The organism is Tenacibaculum sp. HL-MS23, from assembly GCF_032463465.1.
Taxonomy (GTDB): Bacteria; Bacteroidota; Bacteroidia; order Flavobacteriales; family Flavobacteriaceae; genus Polaribacter; species Polaribacter bernardetii.
This window is the reverse complement of sequence record NZ_CP135989.1, coordinates 348968-369405: the sequence shown is the minus strand read 5'-3', so window position 1 is coordinate 369405 and position 20438 is coordinate 348968. Positions and strand designations below refer to the sequence as shown.

General features: G+C 31.5%; 18 protein-coding genes. 11 read left to right on the top strand and 7 right to left on the bottom strand.

The window, feature by feature from the left end; all coding sequences use genetic code 11:
- Positions 1 to 14: 14 nt before the first annotated feature.
- Genes RRF68_RS01690 through RRF68_RS01680 form a run of 3 tightly spaced genes read right to left on the bottom strand, consistent with a single transcriptional unit; the run spans position 15 to position 5797 of the window.
- Positions 15 to 1688 (bottom strand): hypothetical protein, encoded by a 1674-nt coding sequence (locus RRF68_RS01690; RefSeq protein WP_315944780.1) that lies wholly within the window; start codon positions 1686 to 1688, stop codon positions 15 to 17.
- Between the two features lie 41 nt (positions 1689 to 1729).
- Positions 1730 to 3559, bottom strand: coding sequence for a PorP/SprF family type IX secretion system membrane protein (locus RRF68_RS01685; RefSeq protein WP_315944779.1), 1830 nt, complete (start codon positions 3557 to 3559; stop codon positions 1730 to 1732).
- Positions 3560 to 3568: 9 nt separating this feature from the next.
- Positions 3569 to 5797 (bottom strand): gliding motility-associated C-terminal domain-containing protein, encoded by a 2229-nt coding sequence (locus RRF68_RS01680; RefSeq protein ID WP_315944778.1) that lies wholly within the window; start codon positions 5795 to 5797, stop codon positions 3569 to 3571.
- 230 nt (positions 5798 to 6027) lie between these two features.
- On the opposite strand from RRF68_RS01680, the gene cmk reads away from it, so the two are divergent.
- Together cmk and RRF68_RS01670 are read left to right on the top strand one after the other, a co-directional pair.
- Complete coding sequence (gene cmk, locus RRF68_RS01675; protein WP_315944777.1) at positions 6028 to 6714, top strand: (d)CMP kinase; 687 nt, start codon at positions 6028 to 6030, stop codon at positions 6712 to 6714.
- A 39-nt stretch (positions 6715 to 6753) separates the two neighbouring features.
- Positions 6754 to 7176, top strand: coding sequence for a thioredoxin family protein (locus RRF68_RS01670; RefSeq protein WP_315944776.1), 423 nt, complete (start codon positions 6754 to 6756; stop codon positions 7174 to 7176).
- Positions 7177 to 7241: 65 nt separating this feature from the next.
- On the opposite strand, the gene RRF68_RS01665 is transcribed toward RRF68_RS01670, so the two are convergent.
- Positions 7242 to 8282 (bottom strand): RluA family pseudouridine synthase, encoded by a 1041-nt coding sequence (locus RRF68_RS01665; protein WP_275316699.1) that lies wholly within the window; start codon positions 8280 to 8282, stop codon positions 7242 to 7244.
- A gap of 15 nt (positions 8283 to 8297) precedes the next feature.
- A complete protein-coding gene (locus tag RRF68_RS01660; RefSeq protein WP_315944775.1) occupies positions 8298 to 8873 on the bottom strand; it encodes a PASTA domain-containing protein in 576 nt (191 codons plus the stop codon).
- A gap of 143 nt (positions 8874 to 9016) precedes the next feature.
- Here RRF68_RS01660 and RRF68_RS01655 point away from each other — a divergent pair, with 143 nt between their 5' ends.
- From RRF68_RS01655 to RRF68_RS01630, 6 genes are read left to right on the top strand one after another with little or no spacing between them, the layout of a single operon-like run.
- Positions 9017 to 9994: a D-alanine--D-alanine ligase gene (locus RRF68_RS01655; protein WP_315944774.1), complete on the top strand. Its 978-nt coding sequence runs from the start codon at positions 9017 to 9019 to the stop codon at positions 9992 to 9994.
- Positions 9995 to 9998: 4 nt separating this feature from the next.
- Positions 9999 to 10451 (top strand): pantetheine-phosphate adenylyltransferase, encoded by a 453-nt coding sequence (coaD, locus tag RRF68_RS01650; protein WP_275316703.1) that lies wholly within the window; start codon positions 9999 to 10001, stop codon positions 10449 to 10451.
- 6 nt (positions 10452 to 10457) lie between these two features.
- Positions 10458 to 12203, top strand: coding sequence for a M14 family metallopeptidase (locus RRF68_RS01645; RefSeq protein ID WP_315944773.1), 1746 nt, complete (start codon positions 10458 to 10460; stop codon positions 12201 to 12203).
- A 48-nt stretch (positions 12204 to 12251) separates the two neighbouring features.
- Positions 12252 to 12770 (top strand): RNA polymerase sigma factor, encoded by a 519-nt coding sequence (locus tag RRF68_RS01640; RefSeq protein WP_218772748.1) that lies wholly within the window; start codon positions 12252 to 12254, stop codon positions 12768 to 12770.
- A 60-nt stretch (positions 12771 to 12830) separates the two neighbouring features.
- Positions 12831 to 13754, top strand: coding sequence for a FecR family protein (locus RRF68_RS01635; RefSeq protein ID WP_315944772.1), 924 nt, complete (start codon positions 12831 to 12833; stop codon positions 13752 to 13754).
- Positions 13755 to 13785: 31 nt separating this feature from the next.
- A complete protein-coding gene (locus tag RRF68_RS01630; protein ID WP_275316710.1) occupies positions 13786 to 16116 on the top strand; it encodes a TonB-dependent receptor plug domain-containing protein in 2331 nt (776 codons plus the stop codon).
- 30 nt (positions 16117 to 16146) lie between these two features.
- Here RRF68_RS01630 and RRF68_RS01625 read toward each other — a convergent pair whose 3' ends face one another.
- Positions 16147 to 17322 (bottom strand): GlmU family protein, encoded by a 1176-nt coding sequence (locus RRF68_RS01625; RefSeq protein ID WP_315944771.1) that lies wholly within the window; start codon positions 17320 to 17322, stop codon positions 16147 to 16149.
- A 114-nt stretch (positions 17323 to 17436) separates the two neighbouring features.
- Between RRF68_RS01625 and RRF68_RS01620 the strand changes: the two genes are divergently transcribed.
- Genes RRF68_RS01620 through RRF68_RS01610 form a run of 3 tightly spaced genes read left to right on the top strand, consistent with a single transcriptional unit; the run spans position 17437 to position 19057 of the window.
- Complete coding sequence (locus RRF68_RS01620; protein ID WP_218772752.1) at positions 17437 to 17820, top strand: 6-phosphogluconate dehydrogenase; 384 nt, start codon at positions 17437 to 17439, stop codon at positions 17818 to 17820.
- Positions 17813 to 18361 (top strand): acyl-CoA thioesterase, encoded by a 549-nt coding sequence (locus RRF68_RS01615; RefSeq protein WP_315944770.1) that lies wholly within the window; start codon positions 17813 to 17815, stop codon positions 18359 to 18361. Before RRF68_RS01620 ends, RRF68_RS01615 begins: the two co-directional genes overlap by 8 nt.
- A gap of 3 nt (positions 18362 to 18364) precedes the next feature.
- Positions 18365 to 19057, top strand: coding sequence for a cyclase family protein (locus tag RRF68_RS01610; RefSeq protein WP_315944769.1), 693 nt, complete (start codon positions 18365 to 18367; stop codon positions 19055 to 19057).
- Between the two features lie 57 nt (positions 19058 to 19114).
- Here the strand turns inward: RRF68_RS01610 and RRF68_RS01605 are convergent, their stop codons facing one another.
- Entirely contained in the window at positions 19115 to 20437 is a 1323-nt protein-coding gene (locus RRF68_RS01605) for a TolC family protein (protein ID WP_315944768.1), read from the bottom strand.
- Between the last annotated feature and the right edge of the window lies 1 nt (position 20438).

Sequence of the window (20438 nt, the reverse complement as noted above, 5' to 3'; positions counted from 1 at the left end):
ATTACAGTCTGAAACTACCTGAACACGTATATCAATTTCATGTAAATCCCCCCTTCTAAAACCATACTATCAGGTACTGAGAATTCTAATTCTGCTCTAAAACCGTTACCAACAGCTGGCGGGTCATAGGCCACAATAGTTACCCCGGCTGGTAAATCTATATTAAAACGAGTACCATCTGGAGCAACAGATCCATTAGGTGCGGCTACTTCTAATAAATCAACATTCTTAGGCAACCTATCTGTAATAATAGTATTTGTAGCATCATCTGTACCTACATTTTGAAATGTAATCTTATAATACAATTCTGATCCCAAACCTACAGGAGTTCCTGATATTTCTAAACCACCTGGGTCTGTTATTGTTTTTAAAAGTTGTACTTCGGGCTGTATTATTTCTACCGCTAATGCATTTAAAAAAGGATAGTAAACATCTCCTGTTGTTGTAAAACGAACATTTGCAGATGTTTGACCGTTAGTAATAACACTATTATCAGGATTATTTAACTCGTATAAATCAACATCAAAACCTAGAGAATTTTCACTATCAGGTGTACGTGTAGTTACAAAACTATCATATCTACTAATAGATCCATTAAAAAAATTATTTGCTGGGTTTAAGTTTGTTGTAGATTGGTCTCTGTAAATACCTGTTGGCACTGTATTATCTTGGATTTGAAACCTATCTCCTCCAATACCTCTATCTCCTTCTAAAGCGGCTGCCAGTACACTTGCTCTAACTGGTGCTGGATCAGCTGGGTCTGGCCCAACAGGGATAGTTGTAAAACCTGAATATGTTAAATCTACATTATTACTTCCATCAATTTCAGCATAACCATCAAAAACAGCTATATTTTTACTAGATTCTGTTTCATTTTGATAGACAATAACCATTGTCCATCCCGCAGAACTACCATTACCACCTTGACCTGTTGTTGCTATAATATTGGCGGCAACATATGTACCATTATGCCCATCAGGGTTTGCGGGTGTACTTAAACCTTGAACTAAAGCTGTGATATCTTTATTAAAAATGTACGTGTATCCGTCATCCACTAACACCTCTCTTGTATTAGTTGGACTAGAAGGATCTGCTGTTATATTTTGATAACTACCACCTGGCAGCCTAAATTTCATTGTATTATAATCATCTCTTCTATCATCTGAGTCTGTATTGCTCCATGATTCATAAGGATAAACTGATGCCCAATATAAACCAGCATAAACGACCCTAGAACAAGCTGGTAAGTTTAATTCATCTGAACTAGAAGAAAAAGTATCATCATTGCTATCTCCATCTTCATCTACAAAACCATCAACATCAATGTATTGCATGTTAAGACTACCATTTTGTGTATATCCATCATAAGGCGAGTTAGATGAATATTCGGCACAGCCACCCCACCAATATGTTCTTACACAAACACGCGCATTTACTATATTATTAGCTACGAAGGTAATGTTACCCTTTATATTTATACCTCCTACTGTACCATCGGGATTTATAATACGTTGATCTAAACTATTAGCTCTTGCTTGAAACTTATTTTTAGCAATTAAAGATTGTTTAATTGTTTTATATTCTAAAGCTTCGTTTAACGCTTTTTTTTCTGAAGAAAAGTCTTTCTCTTGCGAAAAAGTGGCATTCGTTAGAAATAAAATTAATATTATAAGTATTTTTTTCATCATCTTTTCTCGGGGATTAATTGCTGTGGGGGCTTACAAATTAATTATTTTATACGTACTATCGTTTTACGATCGTAAAACGAACCGTTTAAATTATTATTATACAACTTAATAGCTTCTTCTCTTGTTTCTGTTTTTGCTATATATGTATGCATATATCCAGTTGTAGGATTTATAAAGTATCCTGCTTCTATACCGTCATTTCTTAATTCATCAACATTTCTGTCAGCTAATGCTTTATTACCATTTACATAAACTTGTAAATAGTATCCTGGTGCAACTCCTTGCATGTTAGACATGGTTCTTACTCTTGCTTTAGGTTGTGTTTTAGGTTCTTTGTAACTCTCGCCACTTGTACCTATGGTTAATTTAACCACATAAACTACATCCTTACCGCTTTTCTTTATTACTATTGATGATTTATCATTTTTATCATCACTCTCGAACATTCGCGTTTTATCTGTCAGCTCTTCTACTTTTTCAACGGCATCTTCTTCTTTTGCAAACCTATCTATATATACATAATAATATTTTTCGTTTGGTTCGAAAATATATTTTGCTTCAACATCTGATCTTTTCCATTTATCAATTAAAGGAAAAACATTTTCTTTATTCTTATACCTATCAGAAACAATATAATACATAGTACCTCCACCGCCACTACCTGCAGTTGTAATAGTACTTTGTCTCCATGGTTTATCTGATCTTCTTCTAAGTGACGTATCTTTTTCTTCTACCTTATTTTCTACAGGTGTTGGTACTATTACTTTTTGTGGAGCTGGTTGATTCTTTAATAAGCGTAAAACCTCATCAACTTTTTTATTTAAAATATCTATAGAGTCTTGCGCTGTTTGAATTTCATCTGATAAATCGTTATGCTCTTCGTTTTTATACTCTTTTTTAGGCGCTCTTTCTGGTAATGTTACATTTACATTACCCGATCTTCTTGTTGGTCTTTCTCTTGTATATGATTTTTTACCAAAATTATAAATCAACCCTATTTCGTTGGTTGCCGCAAAAGTACTTTTCTCATAACTAAAACCAACGGCTAGTTTATCTGAAATATTCACACCTATTCCTGCAGAGATTCCATAGGTTTTATCGTAACCTGCTTTTACCCAACCTGCTTTTGGTAAATCTAAGATTACATTACCTCCAACACTAAATTCATTTTCTCCTGGCTTTCTTGCCATTACTAATGTTCTTAAATCTGCTCCTTCTAAAATACCTGAAGCATAGGTAAACTCATATGAATACATTGCGTGTGCAGAAAATGTTTTTTCTCCAAAAGAAGTAGCCGTTTCGCTAGTCTTTAAATTAAAATCTACTAAATTCTCAAAAAACACTCCAACATCAAACTTACCAAACGATAAGGTAACTGCTGGTTGTAACATTACTAACGGTACATCCTGAAAGTTTGCTACTTGCGGATCTGGTACTGTTGAATTTACCTTTACAGCATCTGCACTTCTTCGGCTATATAAAAAATTGAATCCGAAAGTTAAATCCAAGTTTTCATTTAACTTTAATCGTTGTGCGTAGTTTATTAAGGCTCCAAAATCTTTAAACACGCCTACTTCTTGTTGATAAATAGCAACACCTGCGCCTACATTTTCTCGCATTTTGCCAGAATAGGTCCCAACATATAATCTTGGGTTGTCTTCAAAATCTACATTACTATTACGTACAATAGCAGTCATCTCTGTTTTACTTTCTCGCAAAGCCGAAAAAGTAGGAACCGTTAAAAAGCGGTTAAACTTCATAAAATTCCTTGAAGTAAAACTATTGTATTGCTGTGCATCATCAGACAATTGTGCTTCTACTGAAAACACACTTACTAATAACGCGATACATAATGTAATTTTTTTTATCATCTTAAATCTTTAATCTAATACAGATATTGTTCCTGCTTTAATTAATACATCTTCTTTTATAATTTTATAATAGAAGATTTTTTGATTACCTAAACTTTCTAATGGCCAATCATTTTTATAATCGGTTGTATTTAAAATTTCTTTTCCACTCGAATCATACAATTGTATTACTACAGATGGTTGAAATGCGTATTTGTTTGATAATTGCCAAGTATCGTTTATTCCGTCTTCATTAGGTGTAACAATATTAGGCACTATAACCTGATCATCTTGCTCAACTACTTCAATAGTAAGTATTACACTACAAGCACCTACTGAAGCTTCCACAGTATAAAAACCTAATGTAGTTACATCTAAAGTTTCGTTTGTTGATAGAACAGTTCCGGCAGTATCTTCACCCAAATGCCAAACATAAGATTCAGCCCCCGATGCTGTTACAGTTACTGTTTGCCCCTGTATAAGCACTACTTTTTCTGAAGGTGTAACCATTACTACCGATTCATCAAACAATACAACATTAATAGGTGCGTATGTTTTTTCACAACCAAATCCTGTTATTTTTAATGTATATTCACCAATTTCTGTAACAGCAAAATCTGTAACATCAGTTGCTGTTGCCTTAGTATCATCGTCTTTAAACCATTCGTAGGTATAACCTGCAACTAAAACATCTATTGTATATATGATATTGCCACCTGGGCATAATGAATTAGAAGATGATGTTGAGGTAATTTCTGGATCTTCAACAATAAGTTTTATAGCTAACTCATTAGAGTCTGTAGTTAATGTTCCTACACCTACTTGCAAGGTATAAACTCCATTATCTTGATAAGAACCAACATTATAGGTGGTTTCTGTAGCACCTGTAACAGCTACTCCATCTTTTTTCCATTGATAATTTAACATATCTATCTGATCAGCAGACAAATCATATTGCTCATCGTCCTGACCTATAGCTGTAACACCTACAATACTTAAATCGGTTGTAACCGTATTACACTCTTCATATGCTGTTTCGGCTCTAATAGTTACATCGAACGATTTTACAGCGATTAACTCATATTTTTCCGAATCGACGATAAGATTACACGTAGTAGCCGAAGTTTTGGTTACACGTGCAAAATACTCCCCTGAAGCTCTAGCGCTAACACACAACTGATTTGCAGACGCCCCCATTGAACTATCATCTTTATACCATTGAATAGTAGCTGAAGTAGCATCATGTGTTATACAAAGCTCTCTTGTTTCGTCTGGCAGAATAATTGTTTTTAAAGCACCTATGGTATTTACATTAAAATCGGCTGTTGTTTGTTGTGCTAATACAACATCATTAGATTTTACTTCACAATCACCTAATTTTACTATTAAATGATAGGTTCCAAACTGACCCGCTGTTGGTGTTGTGTACGTATTTGAATTAGATGTTTGTTTTAAAACATCATCTTGATACCATTCGTAGGTATAATTTGTATTGTTTGAACTAGCCGTAAACGTATGCGCTTCATCTCCACAAATCTCAACAGTAGCCGTACCTGTTATTTGCGCGTCTGAATTGCTGATTCCAATTGCATTAATAAATCTTGATTTTGGTCCTCCACAACTTCCGTAGTCAATCACCACAAAATAAGTTCCTGCTTGTGTTATTGTAAAAGTGGGGTCTTGGGTTGTTGCCACCAACGTATCGGTAGAGCCAACTCTTCTAAACCATTGATATTCACCAATAATTGTTGTTGTTAGCGATACTTCTTTGCTTTCGCCATTACACAATGCGAAATCTTCGTCATTATTAATTCCTAATTCCGAATCGACTACCATATCATGGTAAGCTTCAAAAAAAACTGACTCAGAGGTCATTTCTGGAGAAGTTGTACGAATTCTTATTTTATAATTTTTACCAAAAGTGCCATCTGGCAATTGTATTGTTGTGCTAATATTAAATGCCTGATTAAAATTATTAGCTGCTGTACTCTCTAATCTCCTTAATTCCTTCACTAAAGAAGCGTCTGCAAAGCTTCCGTCGACATCAGAAAGCTCTATAAAAAAAACATTCTCATCATCAAAAACACTACCACTAAAAGAAAAATCGACAGGAAAATCTGTTGCTCCAGAAGTATCACATGCAGAGCCACCACCTGCAATAACAGGGGTATTTAATGTTTGTGCTAACATTGTATTGCATTGAATACAAATAAGTAACATACCTAAAAGTATTTGTATGCTTCTAGTTATTTTGTTCATTTATAGAGGTACTTAAGGGGCGCTAAAAATACACTTTTTTAAAAAAAAAGCAGCATTAACACGATAATATTATAAGTGAATATATAAAAACTATATTAAACGAACAACTAAAGGCATAAAACTAAGGTAAAACACTTATTTACAAGCTCTTTAAACTTGTCTTAATTTTGAAGTTATTGACCTAAAAAAATAGATTTCTAATGTATATTTGTATTTTATCTTTATCATTTATGAAACAAAAAATCACCATTGCCATCGACGGATTTTCATCTACAGGAAAAAGCACTATCGCAAAGCAACTTGCAAAAAATTTAGGCTATATTTATGTAGATACTGGTGCTATGTACAGAGCCGTTACTTTGTATGCAATGCAACAAAATTACATTTCAGATTCGCACTTTAATCCGGAAGAATTGGTTACAAATTTATATAAAATCTCACTCTCTTTTAAGTTTAATGAAGAACTTGGTTTTGCAGAAATGTATTTAAATAATACTAACGTTGAAGCCACTATTAGAACCATTGAGGTTTCTCGTTTAGTTAGTAAAGTAGCCACTATTTCTGAAGTTAGAAAGAAACTCGTAAGCGAACAACAAGAAATGGGAAAAAATAAAGGTATTGTAATGGATGGACGTGATATTGGTACGGTTGTTTTTAAAAATGCTGAATTAAAATTATTTATGACTGCCTCTGCCGATAAACGAGCTACACGTCGTTATAAAGAATTATTAGATCGTGGTGATAAGGTTAATTATGCCGAAATATTACACAATGTTCAAGAACGTGATCGTATTGATTCTACCAGAGAAGATTCACCTCTTGTTCGCGCCGATGATGCTATAGAATTTGATAATTCTGATATGGGCTTGAAAGAGCAGTTTGATAGAATTATGAGTTTAGTTAACATGCGACTATAATAATTTACCTATTTTTATAGAAAAATAAATTCTATGAAAATGAAAAAAATTATTTTAACCATTGCTTTTTTCACTTGTCTTCAATCTTTTTCTCAGGATATTGATTGGCAAACAGATATTGACAGCGCTATAATGTACGGCAAAGAAAACAATAAAGATGTTTTTATATATTTAGGAGAAAAAAAATGTGTGCCTTGCAGAGCTGTTCAGAAATACGCATATGACACTAAAAAATTTCAAGATTTTTCTAAAAAATTTGTAATGGTAAAAGTTTACAACGATTTAGATAAAAGTAAAAAAGAAGCACTCGCCTATTTTAATAAAGCAAAAAAACGATTTAACACAAAAATGGTTCCTCGTTTTATTTTAATACGCAACGAAAAAGAAATTGCTAACTTTTTTGCTTATGTAAAATCACCCGAAGATTTAATTGATAAAATTACTCCTTATCTAAAAAAATAATTTTCTTAAACCGAAAACAAAAAAACCAGCTTCATGAAGCTGGTTTTTTTGTTTTATAATATATTTTAGACTTGTTCTTCGTGTTTCGAATTCTCTGAATAGGTTCTCCATTTTGCCAAACACGCTTCAATATCTGCAGGTATTTCTGTATTAAATCGCATAAACTCTCCTGTTGTAGGATGCGTAAAACCTAATGTCTTTGCATGTAACGCCTGCCTTGGCAATACTTTAAAGCAGTTATTTACAAATTGCTTGTATTTTGTAAACGTTGTACCTTTTAAAATGTCATTACCTCCATAACGCTCATCATTAAAAAGTGTATGACCTACGTATTTAAAGTGCGCTCTAATTTGGTGAGTTCTTCCAGTTTCTAATTTACATTGCACTAAAGTTACATACGTAAGACGTTCTAAAACTTTGTAATGCGTAACTGCATGCTTACCATAATCTCCGTCAGGAAAAACAGCCATTTGCAAACGGTTATTAAAACTACGACCTATGTTTCCTTCTATAGTTCCTTCGTCTTCTTTTACATCTCCCCAAACCAATGCGTAATACAAACGCTCTGTAGTTCTATCAAAAAATTGCTTAGATAAATGTGCCATTGCAAACTCTGTTTTTGCAACTACTAACAACCCGCTTGTATCTTTATCAATTCTATGAACCAAACCAGGTCGCTCATTAGAGTTTGTTGGTAAGTTTTCTATATGATGAATTAATCCGTTAACCAAAGTCCCAGAGTAATTACCGTGCCCTGGATGAACCACCATTCCTGCTGGTTTATTTACAACCATAACAGTATCATCTTCATAGACGATATCGATAGGAATATCTTCTGCAACCAATAAGTTTTCAGCTGGCGGATACGCTAAAACCACACGTACAACGTCTCTAGGCTTTACCTTATGATTGGGTTTAACAATCTCATCATTAACTAAAACATTTCCTGCTTTTGCTGCTTGCTGAATCTTATTTCGTGTTGAACCCTCAATAAAGTTCATTAAAAATTTATCTACTCTTAAAGGCTCTTGTCCTTCAGTTGCTACAAACCTATGGTGTTCGTATAAATCGTCGTTTTCTATTGCTAAATTTGCGTCTTCCTGCATGAATCAATTTTATAATTAGTTACCATCACCTAAAATAAGGTTGATCGTGGTTTTTTTTGGTAATTTTGTTCCTGGTGTAATTCTTTTTCCTTCGTGCTTTAATCCTCTAACAACATCTTTTCCTATATCTCTTACATAAGTAACATCTCTTCCTACAATAAAACCTTGAGATTGTAAATGTGTCGTTGCTTGCCTTTTTGTTCTTCCGTTTAAATCAGGAATTATAACATCTCTGTATTTAGATGGATTTAAAGTTAAGTATATTTTACGGTTTTCTTTTACGAAATCTCCTACTTCAGGATCTTGTTCTATAACCGATTTTTTTGGATATGCAGGATTATATGTTGCACTATCAATTATAATAAAATCTAAATTAAGTGTTTCTAATTTTTTCTCAACCTCTTCTAAAGACATTTCATGCAAATTAGGCACTTGTATTTTTTGATTATGGTTCGTTGTGGTTCCAAGCCACCATTGCAGCACAAAAACAACTATAAACAACGAAGCAATCGCTATTCCTATTTGAATAAAGAAGGTTTTACTTTTTAAAAATTGAAATAAATTTTTAAGCTTTTCAGAAAAATTACTCATATTATTTTTTTGTAAGGTGGCGCAAATTTACAGTAAAAATATTACTATTTTTAATTCATTAACTCTTAAACGAGTTTTTTTGGTAAGTTTGTATAAACTTAGACAAACAATTTTACATTATAAAACAATTCAAAAGCAGTAAAGTGAAAAAAAACATAGCTATTATTATGGGAGGATATTCTTCTGAAGTAGAAATATCTTTAAAAAGTGGTTCGGTTGTTTACAAGCATCTTGATAAAGAAAAATATACGGCTCACAAAATTCATGTTTTAAAAAACAAATGGGTTTTGGTTGATGAAGAAAATAATGAATATCCTATAAATAAACATGATTTTTCTGCGGATGTAAATGGCCATAAAATTGTTTTTGATTGTGTTTTTAATGCAATACATGGTATGCCTGGTGAAAACGGACTCATACTAGCTTATTTCGATTTAATCGGATTAAAACACACCTCTGCTCCTTTTTATCAAATGGCTTTAACCTTTAATAAACGAGATACTTTAAGTGTTATTAAAGAATATGGTATTGCTACAGCAATTTCGGTATATTTAAATAAAGGCGACCACATAAATATTGATGAAATTATTACCAAAGTTGGCTTACCTTGTTTTGTAAAACCAAACAATGCAGGCTCTAGCTACGGTATTTCTAAAGTTCATACGAAGGCTGAATTAATTCCCGCATTAGAAGTTGCTTATAAAGAAGATTCTGAAATTTTAATAGAAAGTTTTTTAAACGGAACAGAAGTTTCTGTTGGTGTAATTCAATACGAAGGAAAAACCAAAGTTTTACCAATCACAGAAATTGTTTCAGAAAATGATTTCTTTGATTATGAAGCTAAATACGAAGGTAAATCACAAGAAATTACACCTGCACGAATTTCTAAATCACAAGAAAAAAACGTTACCGAAGTAGCAAAACGCGTGTATGAAATTTTAAATATGAAAGGTTTTACTCGTGCCGAGTATATTTTTATAAATGATAAACCTCATTTCTTAGAAATAAATACCGTACCAGGATTAACGGAAGCAAGTATTTTACCGCAACAAGCAAGTTGTGCAGGCATCTCTTTAACAGCACTATTTGGCAACGCTATAGAAACAGCATTAAAAAACTAAACTTATGAAAAAAGCAGTTTTTCCAGGATCTTTCGATCCGATTACATTAGGACATGTAGATATTATTGAACGTGGTGTTACCTTGTTTGACGAATTGGTTATTGCCATTGGTATAAATGCCGATAAAAATTACATGTTTTCTTTAGAGGAACGCAAACGTTTTATTGAAGAAACTTTTAAAGATCAGCCTAAAATTAAGGTAGTTACTTATAGCGGCTTAACTGTAAACTTTTGTAAAGAACAGAATGCTGAGTTTATTTTAAGGGGTTTAAGAAATCCTGGTGATTTTGAGTTTGAAAAAGCCATCGCGCATACCAACCGTAAACTTTCAGAAATAGAAACCGTTTTTTTACTAACATCTTCTGGTAAAAGCTATATATCATCCTCTATTGTACGTGATGTTATTAGAAATAATGGTGATTATACAGGCTTAGTTCCCAGTACTGTAAAAAATTAAATTTTAATGAAAAAACTACTTATTCTACTTTGTTTAATTGCTTTCTTCGGATGTAAAAAAGAGCGCATCAATACGGATGATTTTACAACACTTTTCGAAAAATCAAACGGAACAGAAACTCCAGAATATAAAGACGTTATTTCTTTTTATGAAGATTTAGCGGAAACCTACACTGAAATATCTTTATTTGAAATAGGCAAAACAGATTCTGGAAAACCGTTACATTTAGTAGTTTTTAATTCAGACGGAAAAACGACTTTAAAAAACATAAAAGATTCGTCTAAAAGCAAAATACTTATTAATAACGGAATTCATCCCGGAGAATCCGACGGAATAGATGCTTCTATGTTGCTTTTAAGAGATATCGTTCAGAATGATTCTTTAAAAAAATTGTATAAAAATTCTTTAATTTCTGTAATTCCTGTATATAATATCGGTGGCGCTTTAAATCGCAACTCACATACTAGAGCCAACCAAAACGGACCGAAAGAATACGGATTTAGAGGAAATGCTCGTAACTACGATTTAAATCGCGATTTTATAAAACAAGACACTAAAAATGCCGCTGCTTTTGCAGAAATTTTTCATTTAATAAATCCCGATGTTTTTATAGATAATCATGTAAGTAATGGTGCCGATTATCAATACGCGATTACACATTTATTTACACAACACAATAAACTAGGTGGTAAACTTGGTGCTTTTTTAGAAACAGAAATGCGCCCGTTTATAGAAAATTCTTTATCAGAAAAACAAATTCCCATTACTCCATATGTAAACGTTTGGGGAAATACTCCCGAAAAAGGATGGTCGCAGTTTTACGACTCGCCAAGATATTCTACCGGATATACAACCTTATTTAACACTTTAGGTTTAATGGTAGAAACACACATGTTAAAACCATATAAAATTCGCGTTGAGCAAACCTATGAATTGTTATTTTCTACATTAGATTTCACGGAGAAAAACACTCTTAAAATTAAAGATTTACGTAAAAAAAATCTTAAAGATATTTTAAGTAAAAAAACATACCCTATAACTTTTCAAGTTGATAAAAACAATCCAAGTTCTTTAGATTTCAAAGGCTATGAAGGTTCTTATATAGATAGTGAAGTAACCAACGGAAAAAGGTTATTTTATGACAAAAGTAAACCATATACTAAAAAAGTAACCTATTACAACAACTTTAAAAGCACCAAAGAAATAACAATACCCAAAGCATATATAGTACAAAAAGGTTGGCATAAAATTGTTAAAAGACTACAGCAAAATAAAATAGCTTTTACACGTTTTAAAAAAGACACACTTCTAACATTAGAAACACAACATATAACAAATTTTGACACTCGCAAAACAGCCTACGAAGGACATTATCTACACTATAACACTTCTGTAGCAAAAGAAACTAAACCTGTTAAAATTAAAAAAGGAGATATTTATATTTCTACGCAACAAGAAGGTCTTAGATATATTATTGAAACATTAGAAGCCGAGGCTACCGACTCTTTTTTTAACTGGAACTTCTTTGATACCATTTTACAGCAAAAAGAAGGTTTTTCTGCCTATGTTTTTGAAGATGCTGCGGCTATATTTTTAAAAGAAAATCCGTTAGTAAAAGAAGCGTTGATGGATAAAATAAATAACGACACCCTTTTTGCAAAAAACACCTATGCACAATTATACTATGTGTACAAGAAAACACCTCATTATGAAGAGGCGCATATGAAATTACCTATTTATAAAAAATACTAACTTAGCTCCCCTATTTTACGGCTTTGTTTGTATTAGAAAAATAACCCAATGAGTAAAGACCTTTTAAAATCTGTTTGTGAGCAAAAAAATTTCGAAGAAATTTTTAACAAACACTCTCAAACCCTAAGAAACTACATATATTATAAATGTGGTAACACTCAGCAGGCAGAAGATATTGTTCAGGAATCTTACATAAAACTTTGGGATAATTGCTCTAAAATAATCTTTGAAAAAGCGAAATCCTTTTTATATACTGTTGCCAACAATCGTTTTTTTAATGAAGTAGCACATAAAAAAGTGGTATTAGAACATCAAAGAAGAAGTATTTCTACAGATAAAACTAACGAAACTCCACAATTTATTTTAGAAGAGGAAGAGTTTTATCAAAAGTTAAAAAAAGTAATCGCCGATTTACCTGAAAAACAACGAGAGGTTTTTCTTTTAAGTAGAATCGACAAGAAAAAATATGCTGAAATTGCTGAAATTGTAGGTATTTCTGTAAAAGCAGTAGAAAAAAGAATGAGCAAAGCGTTGCTGATTATCAAAGAAAAAATTGGTAAAATATAATAAAAAGGTAGGGTAATTAGTAAATTAATTGTTCTTAATATAAATAGCAAGAAAACGAAAATGAAACAAGAATATAACGATGAAACATTTTTAGCTCGATGGATTGCGAATGATTTGTCGTCGGATGAATTAAATAAATTTAAAGACTCTGAGGATTATCATCAATATAAAAAAATTAATGATGCTTCTCAATTACTAAAAGCTCCTCATTATAATAAAGAGACTGTTTTAAATAAAATAAAAGAAGAAAAAAGTACGAAAAAGAAATCTAAAAAGGTTTTTAAACTTTCGCCTTCATGGATGTATAGTGCAGCTGCTTCAATTATTTTATTGTTAACTGTATTTTACATCAATAAAAATAATACCAGTAATTTTTCATCTGCATATGGTGAACAAATAATAATTAAATTGCCTGACAATTCTACAGCTTATCTTTCACCTGGTGCTAGTTTAGAATTCGATAAAAAGAATTGGAGCGAAAAAAGAGATTTATTTTTAACAGGTGAAGCGTATTTTGAAGTTGAAAGAGGAAAATCATTTACTGTTAATAGCAAACAAGGTAAAGTGGTCGTATTAGGTACTAAGTTTACTGTAAATACTTCAAATAACTTTTTTGAAGTTCAGTGTTTTGAAGGAAAAGTAAAAGCTACCTCTAAAAACAATAGCCAAGCTATTTTAACAAAAGGAAAGGCGTTTAGAGTTTATGATAATAAGAACGAAAATTGGGAATTTTCTAAAGAGAAACCATCTTGGTTAAAAGGAGAAAGTAACTTTAACAATGCTCCTTTACATAAAGTTATCTTAACACTAGAAAAGCGATACAATTTAAAATTTAATACTAATAAAATAGATGTAAACAGACGCTTTACTGGTGCTTTTACAAATAATGATGTTAATATCGCCTTAAAAACTGTTTTTGCTCCTATGAAAATTTCATTTAAATTAGCAGAAAATAGCTCGGTTGTGTTAACCTCTGATGAATAAAAAATTAAGTATTCTTTTTATATGCTTAACAATGTCTGTTTTTTCTCAAGAAAAAATAGACATTGCTTTTTTTGATGCGCCTATGTTAGACGTTTTAAAAAAAACAGAAACTGATTATAAAATAAAGTTCTCTTTTGACTCTGATATTACGAAAGGAATTCTATTTTCTTTTTCTAAAAAAGCATGTATTCTTGAAAATTTAATTGATGAAATAGAAGTACAAACTATCCTTAAATTCAATAAAATAGATGAACGATACTATTTTATTACTGTTCAAGAGCTCGAAAAAAACTTTAATGTTTTAAAAGAAATCTCAGTAAAAAACTATATTACCTCTGGTATCAATCAAAACAAACACGGTTCTATAGCCATTATACCTAAAAAATTAGGCTTGCTTCCGGGGTTAACAGAACCCGATGTTTTAGAAACCTTAAAAATTATACCAGGTGTACAAAGTCCTAACGAAACAGCTTCTGGTATTTACATAAGAGGTGGAACTCCTGATCAGAACTTAATTTTATGGGACGGAATAAAAATGTATTATTCAGGCCATTTCTTCGGAACACTTTCTGCTTTTAATCCTTATACAACAAGAGAAATCACCCTATCTAAAAGCGGAACACAAGCAAGGTACGGCAATAAAATATCTGGCGTTATAGATATAAAAACAGAAGATGATATTCCTGAGCAAACAACTGGTGGATTTGGTTTTAACATGACACACGCTGATGCCTACATTAGAGTACCTTTAACTAAAAAAATAGCGATTACTACTTCGTTTAGACGCTCTTTTACTGATCTAATTAACACCTTTACTTTTAATAAATTATCAGACAGAGTATTTCAAACTTTCGATGCAAATCAAGAGAGAAACATTATAAACAATAACATTCCTTTTGTTAGAGATAATCATTTTTATTTTGCCGATTATTCTGCAAAAATAATTTTAAAACCATCTGTTAACGAAACTTTATCCGTAAGCTTTTTATACACTCAAAATAAGTTATCTAACAGCTTTAAAATACCTATTTATAAAGATATTTATTTAGATGATTTAAACATTAAGAATAATGGTTTGAGTTTTTTATGGAATAAAAGTTTCACTCCGAAATTAAAACAAGAATTAAAACTTTATTATTCTCATTTTAACCTAAACTATAAAGGTAATTACAATTATATTGATGATTATTTAATTAGGAAATCTATCAAAAAGAATTCAGTTAAAGATATAGGTTTTTCATACAGTCTAAATTATAAAACAAATAACAATACGAACCTTTTATTTGGTTACGATTTTCTTTCTAACAAAACGAAATACAGTTTAGAGTACCAAGCTGATATTAATAATGAAAATATAATAAATTCAATAAAAGAAGATGAAGGTACCAATAAAACTCATTCTCTTTTTACAGAATATATTTACGATACCAATAGTTGGAAAATAAATGCAGGTATACGTTTTAATTACTTTAATAAAATTAATAAATCGGTTATAGAACCGAGATTATATATAGAAAAAAGCATTACTTACGACCTTAGTTTTAAAGCTTCCTTAGAACAAAAAAATCAAACATTAGGCCAAATAGTAGAGTTTCAAACATCTAGCTTAGGGTTCGATCTAGAGAATGAAATTTGGGCGCAAGTAAATGATGATGATATTCCTCTTCAAAAAAGTTTTCAGGTTTCATCAGGTTTCCTTTACAATAAAAACAGATGGAAAGTAGATATTGAAACTTATTTTAAAAATGTAAATGGAATGACTTCTCAAACAAGAGGCTATAATGATCAAACGACTGATTTCTCTAAAGGAACAGGTAAGATATTTGGTATAGATATACTTGTTAATAAAAAATTTAATAATTACAGAACATGGATTAACTATTCATACTCTAAAAATCAATTCAAATTTTTAGATCTAGAAAATAAATTTTTCCCTTCTAACCACGATATTACAAATTATTTCTCTTGGTCTCATGCCTTTAAGTTTAATAATTATGAGTTTTCATTAGGTTGGATTCACAGAACAGGTAATGCATACACTCCTATTTCTAATTTTATTATTGATGCAAACACAGGATCACCTATTATTATTTTAGATACCGACAATATCAATTCAGAACGTTTACCTAAATACCATCGCTTAGATGCGTCTGTTACATACTCGTTTAATTTTTCTGATAAATGGAAAGGTAAACTTGGTTTTTCTATTCTAAACATCTACAACCAAAAGAATATAATTAATAGATCATATACTGCTGTTCCATTTATTAATAATACTAATGAAATTGATTACCGACTAGAAACGGTAGATAAGCGCTCGTTAGGTGTAACACCTAATTTAGTTTTTAGAGTTAGTTTCTAAAAAAAGCCTCACAATATTGTGAGGCTTTTTTTAATAATTTCTATTCTTTTTTGTTTCTTCAAATACGTGTTCTAGAATTTTTTTCTCTTTTTCATCAAATTCTATATTACGTCTTTTCATTACAACTTCTGCAACTTCAAAAACTTTTGATGTTTTATATTCTGTAAAACCTGATGCGCCTCCCCAACTAAAAGATGGTACAAAATTTCTTGGAAAACCACTACCAAATATATTTGCAGAAACGCCTACAACTGTTCCTGTATTAAACATAGTGTTTATGCCACATTTAGAATGATCTCCCATCATTAAGCCACAAAACTGTAAGCCTGTTTTTGCAAAACGCCCAGTTTCATAACTCCATAATTTTACTTCTGCGTAGTTGTTTTTTAAATTAGAATTGTTTGTATCAGCTCCTAAATTACACCATTCTCCTAGTACAGAGTTCCCTAAAAAACCATCATGTCCTTTACTAGAATATCCCATTAAAACTGAATTACTAACCTCTCCTCCTACTTTACAATGCGGACCTAAAGTAGTTGCCCCGTATATTTTTGCTCCTAATTTTAATACTGAATTTTCACACATTGCTAATGCGCCTCTAACAACAACACCTTCCATTACCTCAGCATCTTTACCTATGTAAATTGGTCCTGTAGAAGCGTTTAAAATAGCATAAGTTAGCTTTGCTCCCTCTTCTATAAAAATATCTTTTCTATTTATACAACTAACTGTTTCAGGTATTGGTTCTGAATCTCTTCCATCTGTAATTAAATCAAAATCACTTCTAATTGCTTTATCATTTAATGAAAAAATATCCCAAGTATTTTTTATTTGAATAATTTCTTCATCAAACTCGATTTGCTCATAAGATGAAAAATCTACCTCTTCTTGTGAATCAAACGTATAAAAAGCAATCACATCTTCTCCTTTAAAAATAGCTTGATTTTTCGTTAAGCTTTTAACCATTTCAATTAATGGTTTCGTTGGTAAAAATGAAGCGTTTAACAAAACATTTTCTTCCATTTCAACCATCGGGTATTTTTCTTCTAAATACGCTTCAGTTACTGTAGTTGTAGTTAAACCTAAGTGTTTTTCCCATTTTTCTCTAATGGTTAAAATACCAACTCTAATATCGGCAACAGGCTTTGTGTATGTAAATGGTAATAATGCGTTACGTACATCACCATCAAATAAAATATAGTTCATTGTATTTCTTTTTTGAAGATAGACAAACTTACTACTTTCCTTTCATTTTTTAAGTCTAAAATTTAACATTACTTTTGTTCTAAACAAACCTCTAAAGGTTTTAACTTCTAAGCAATGAAAAAGATTTTAGCTTTAATTATTAGTGGTATTTTATTAGTCGCTAGTTTATATTACGCTTTTATATATTATGTACCTTATAGTGAAGGTGTTCGTTCTGGCGAACTAATAAAAATTAGTAATAAAGGAATGTTTATAAAAACATGGGAAGGAGAAATTAGCCAAGGTATTTCTGGCGCGCAAATTTTTTCTTTTTCTGTTGAAGATCAAGCAGAAACGGTAATTGCCGATTTGCAAAAATTTCAAGGTCGTTATGTAAAGGTTACTTATAAAGAACGTTACGATTCTTACTTTTGGCTAGGCGATACAAAATATTTTATAACTAAAGTAGAAGAAGAAGTTTCTCCACATTTTAGAGGCTTAAAACCAGCAAATGAATAACAAAAAACATAAATACGTAAAAGAGACTTATATTACAATTTCTGAGTTAATGCTGCCTTCACATGCTAATTTTAGTGGTAAAATTCATGGAGGATATATTTTGTCTTTATTAGATCAAATAGCCTTTGCTTGTGCTTCTAAACATTCTGGTGAATATTGTGTTACTGCCTCGGTAGACACGGTAGATTTTTTAAGTCCGATTGAAGTTGGCGAATTAGTTACCATGAAAGCCTCTGTAAATTATACCGGAAGAACTTCTATGGTAATTGGTATTCGTGTGGATGCTGAAAATATTAGAACAGGAAAAAAGAAGCACTGCAATTCATCTTATTTTACAATGGTTGCAAAAGACAGTGAAGGAAAAAGTATTGAAGTTCCGGGTTTAATTGTAAAAAATGATATTGAGGTTGGTAGATTTTTAAAAGCCATAAAACGTATTGAAATGAAGAACAAACGTAAAGATGAATTTGATAGTGAAAACTTTGTACCTAACAATTACATTAACTATTTAGAAAAATACAACGTAAAAATTGAATTATAGTTTATGCCTGAAATTATAGATTTAAGTCAGGAAATTTTTGAAGGAATGCCAGTTTATAAGAGCCTTCCTCAAGTAAAAATGTCTGTTCATAATACACATGAAGAGTGGGATAACATTAAAAACCCAACAACCGAAACTCCCGCTGTTTATAAGTTAGAAATGTGCGAACATACCGGCACTCATGTGGATGCTTTAAATCATATGGCCGCAGAATATAAAGACGAATCTATAGACACAATGCCACTTTCTATGTTTTATACAGAAGGGATTTGCTTAGATTTTTCACATAAAAAACTACAAGAGTTAATCACTACTAAAGAAGTTAAATTGGCTTTGATCAAAAGCAACCAAACCATAAATAAAGGAGATACCGTTTTATTATATACCGATCATTATCGTAAATATTTTAATACTGATAATTGGGGCAAAGGACCTGGAATTACAGCCGAATGTGCTCGTTGGTTAGGAGAACAAAAAATAGCCGCTTTTGGTGTTGAAACCATGTCGCCAGGTGTTCCAAGAATTTCTAATAGAGAAGTACATCATATTTGTGGAGAATTAAAATTCACGCATTATGAGAATATGATTAATTTATATAAATTGATAAACAGAGGTCGATTTCGATTTATAGGTCTTCCTTTAAAAATAAGAGGCGGCACAGGCTCTCCCGTAAGAGCTGTTGCAATCTTTGAATAAAAAAATCCGAAGTTAACTAACTTCGGATTTTTTTCTATTTATGCTAAAATTCTATTTCTAGAAATTCTTATTATCTAATAAAGTTCCTGCTAATTGTAGCAATTGCAATTCAGCATTTTTTGCAGTGTACTTCGCATTACTTACACTTAATTCAGCATTAATTAAATTTACTTGAGCCTGACGAAAATCTATAGAAGTAACTTGCCCTAGTTTATAACGCTCATCAGTTCTATCAAAATTAAGCTTATTCGTAATTACATTCTTTTCTTGAACTTGTAATGAAAACAAGGCATTTTGATAAGTTTCCCAAGCATTATTTACATTTCTTTCTAATAACTCTTCTTGTTGCTCCTTTTGAATTTCTTGTGTTTCTAAAGCTATTTTAGCATTGGTTACATTCGTTTTTGTACGTCCACCATCAAAAAGATTCCAAGACAAGTTTAATCCTGCATTTAATCCTTTTCTGGTGTTAGAAATCGGACTAAAAGCATTCGTGGCATCGTTGTTACTTTTATTCCAAGCATACGAACTTGTTAAGCCTACATTTGGCATCCAACCAGCTTTATTAATCTTAATATCTAACTGTCGGAGTTCAATATTCTTTTTTGATTGGAGTAAAGTCGCATTATTAGCTTTTGCCTTTGCTAACACGTCCATTAAATTCAAATCAATCGCGTAAGTAACATCAGTACTTACATCAATAGAAGTATTTACATTTCGCCCTAATACAACGTTTAAATCTCTTTTTGCGTTGGCTAATTGTCTTTTTACACCTAAATAGGTAATGCTATCATTATTTACATCAACCTCAGCGTTTAAAACATCTAACTTTGTATTTTGTCCGTACTCAAAACTATACACAGCTCTTTTTAATCGGTTTTTAGAAATGCTTAGCGTTTCTTTTTGTGTTGTTTCATTTTCAGTTAATCTTCCTACCTCGTAGTATGCCAAAAACAGCGTAGTTAATGTATTTTCAATTATTTGTCGGGCTTGTAATTCGGTTAAATTATAAGATTCTTTTAAGCGTTTAAACGTGTTTTGTCTGTTAAAGCCATTAAAAATAGTATAATTTAACCCTACAGATGCGTTGTATGCCTTAGATTCTGCTCCTGTAACTGAATTTACTGTACCATCCTGAAACTCATTATCTGTATCATTACTACTATAGGTAGCTCCTGCATTTCCAACTACTGTTGGTAAATAACCGCTATTATAAATACTCTTATTATTTTTAGCTGTTGCTAAGTTGTTTTTAGTAACTCGTATATCGTAGTTATTCTCTAGCGTAACTTCTACCGCTTTTTCTTTCGTTAGTAGTTCTTGTCCGTAAAAAGAAATATTTACAAACAGAAATCCAATAATTAAATAAGTTGTTTTCATC

Excerpts from the sequence above, each read along its gene's own strand:
- RRF68_RS01690 (WP_315944780.1), bottom strand. The coding sequence starts at position 1,688 with ATGATGAAAAAAATACTTATAATATTAATTTTATTTCTAACGAATGCC.
- RRF68_RS01685 (WP_315944779.1), bottom strand. The coding sequence starts at position 3,559 with ATGATAAAAAAAATTACATTATGTATCGCGTTATTAGTAAGTGTGTTT.
- RRF68_RS01680 (WP_315944778.1), bottom strand. The coding sequence starts at position 5,797 with ATGAACAAAATAACTAGAAGCATACAAATACTTTTAGGTATGTTACTT.
- cmk (WP_315944777.1), top strand. The coding sequence starts at position 6,028 with ATGAAACAAAAAATCACCATTGCCATCGACGGATTTTCATCTACAGGA.
- RRF68_RS01670 (WP_315944776.1), top strand. The coding sequence starts at position 6,754 with ATGAAAAAAATTATTTTAACCATTGCTTTTTTCACTTGTCTTCAATCT.
- RRF68_RS01665 (WP_275316699.1), bottom strand. The coding sequence starts at position 8,282 with ATGCAGGAAGACGCAAATTTAGCAATAGAAAACGACGATTTATACGAA.
- RRF68_RS01660 (WP_315944775.1), bottom strand. The coding sequence starts at position 8,873 with ATGAGTAATTTTTCTGAAAAGCTTAAAAATTTATTTCAATTTTTAAAA.
- coaD (WP_275316703.1), top strand. The coding sequence starts at position 9,999 with ATGAAAAAAGCAGTTTTTCCAGGATCTTTCGATCCGATTACATTAGGA.
- RRF68_RS01645 (WP_315944773.1), top strand. The coding sequence starts at position 10,458 with ATGAAAAAACTACTTATTCTACTTTGTTTAATTGCTTTCTTCGGATGT.
- RRF68_RS01640 (WP_218772748.1), top strand. The coding sequence starts at position 12,252 with ATGAGTAAAGACCTTTTAAAATCTGTTTGTGAGCAAAAAAATTTCGAA.
- RRF68_RS01635 (WP_315944772.1), top strand. The coding sequence starts at position 12,831 with ATGAAACAAGAATATAACGATGAAACATTTTTAGCTCGATGGATTGCG.
- RRF68_RS01630 (WP_275316710.1), top strand. The coding sequence starts at position 13,786 with ATGTCTGTTTTTTCTCAAGAAAAAATAGACATTGCTTTTTTTGATGCG.
- RRF68_RS01625 (WP_315944771.1), bottom strand. The coding sequence starts at position 17,322 with ATGAACTATATTTTATTTGATGGTGATGTACGTAACGCATTATTACCA.
- RRF68_RS01620 (WP_218772752.1), top strand. The coding sequence starts at position 17,437 with ATGAAAAAGATTTTAGCTTTAATTATTAGTGGTATTTTATTAGTCGCT.
- RRF68_RS01615 (WP_315944770.1), top strand. The coding sequence starts at position 17,813 with ATGAATAACAAAAAACATAAATACGTAAAAGAGACTTATATTACAATT.
- RRF68_RS01610 (WP_315944769.1), top strand. The coding sequence starts at position 18,365 with ATGCCTGAAATTATAGATTTAAGTCAGGAAATTTTTGAAGGAATGCCA.
- RRF68_RS01605 (WP_315944768.1), bottom strand. The coding sequence starts at position 20,437 with ATGAAAACAACTTATTTAATTATTGGATTTCTGTTTGTAAATATTTCT.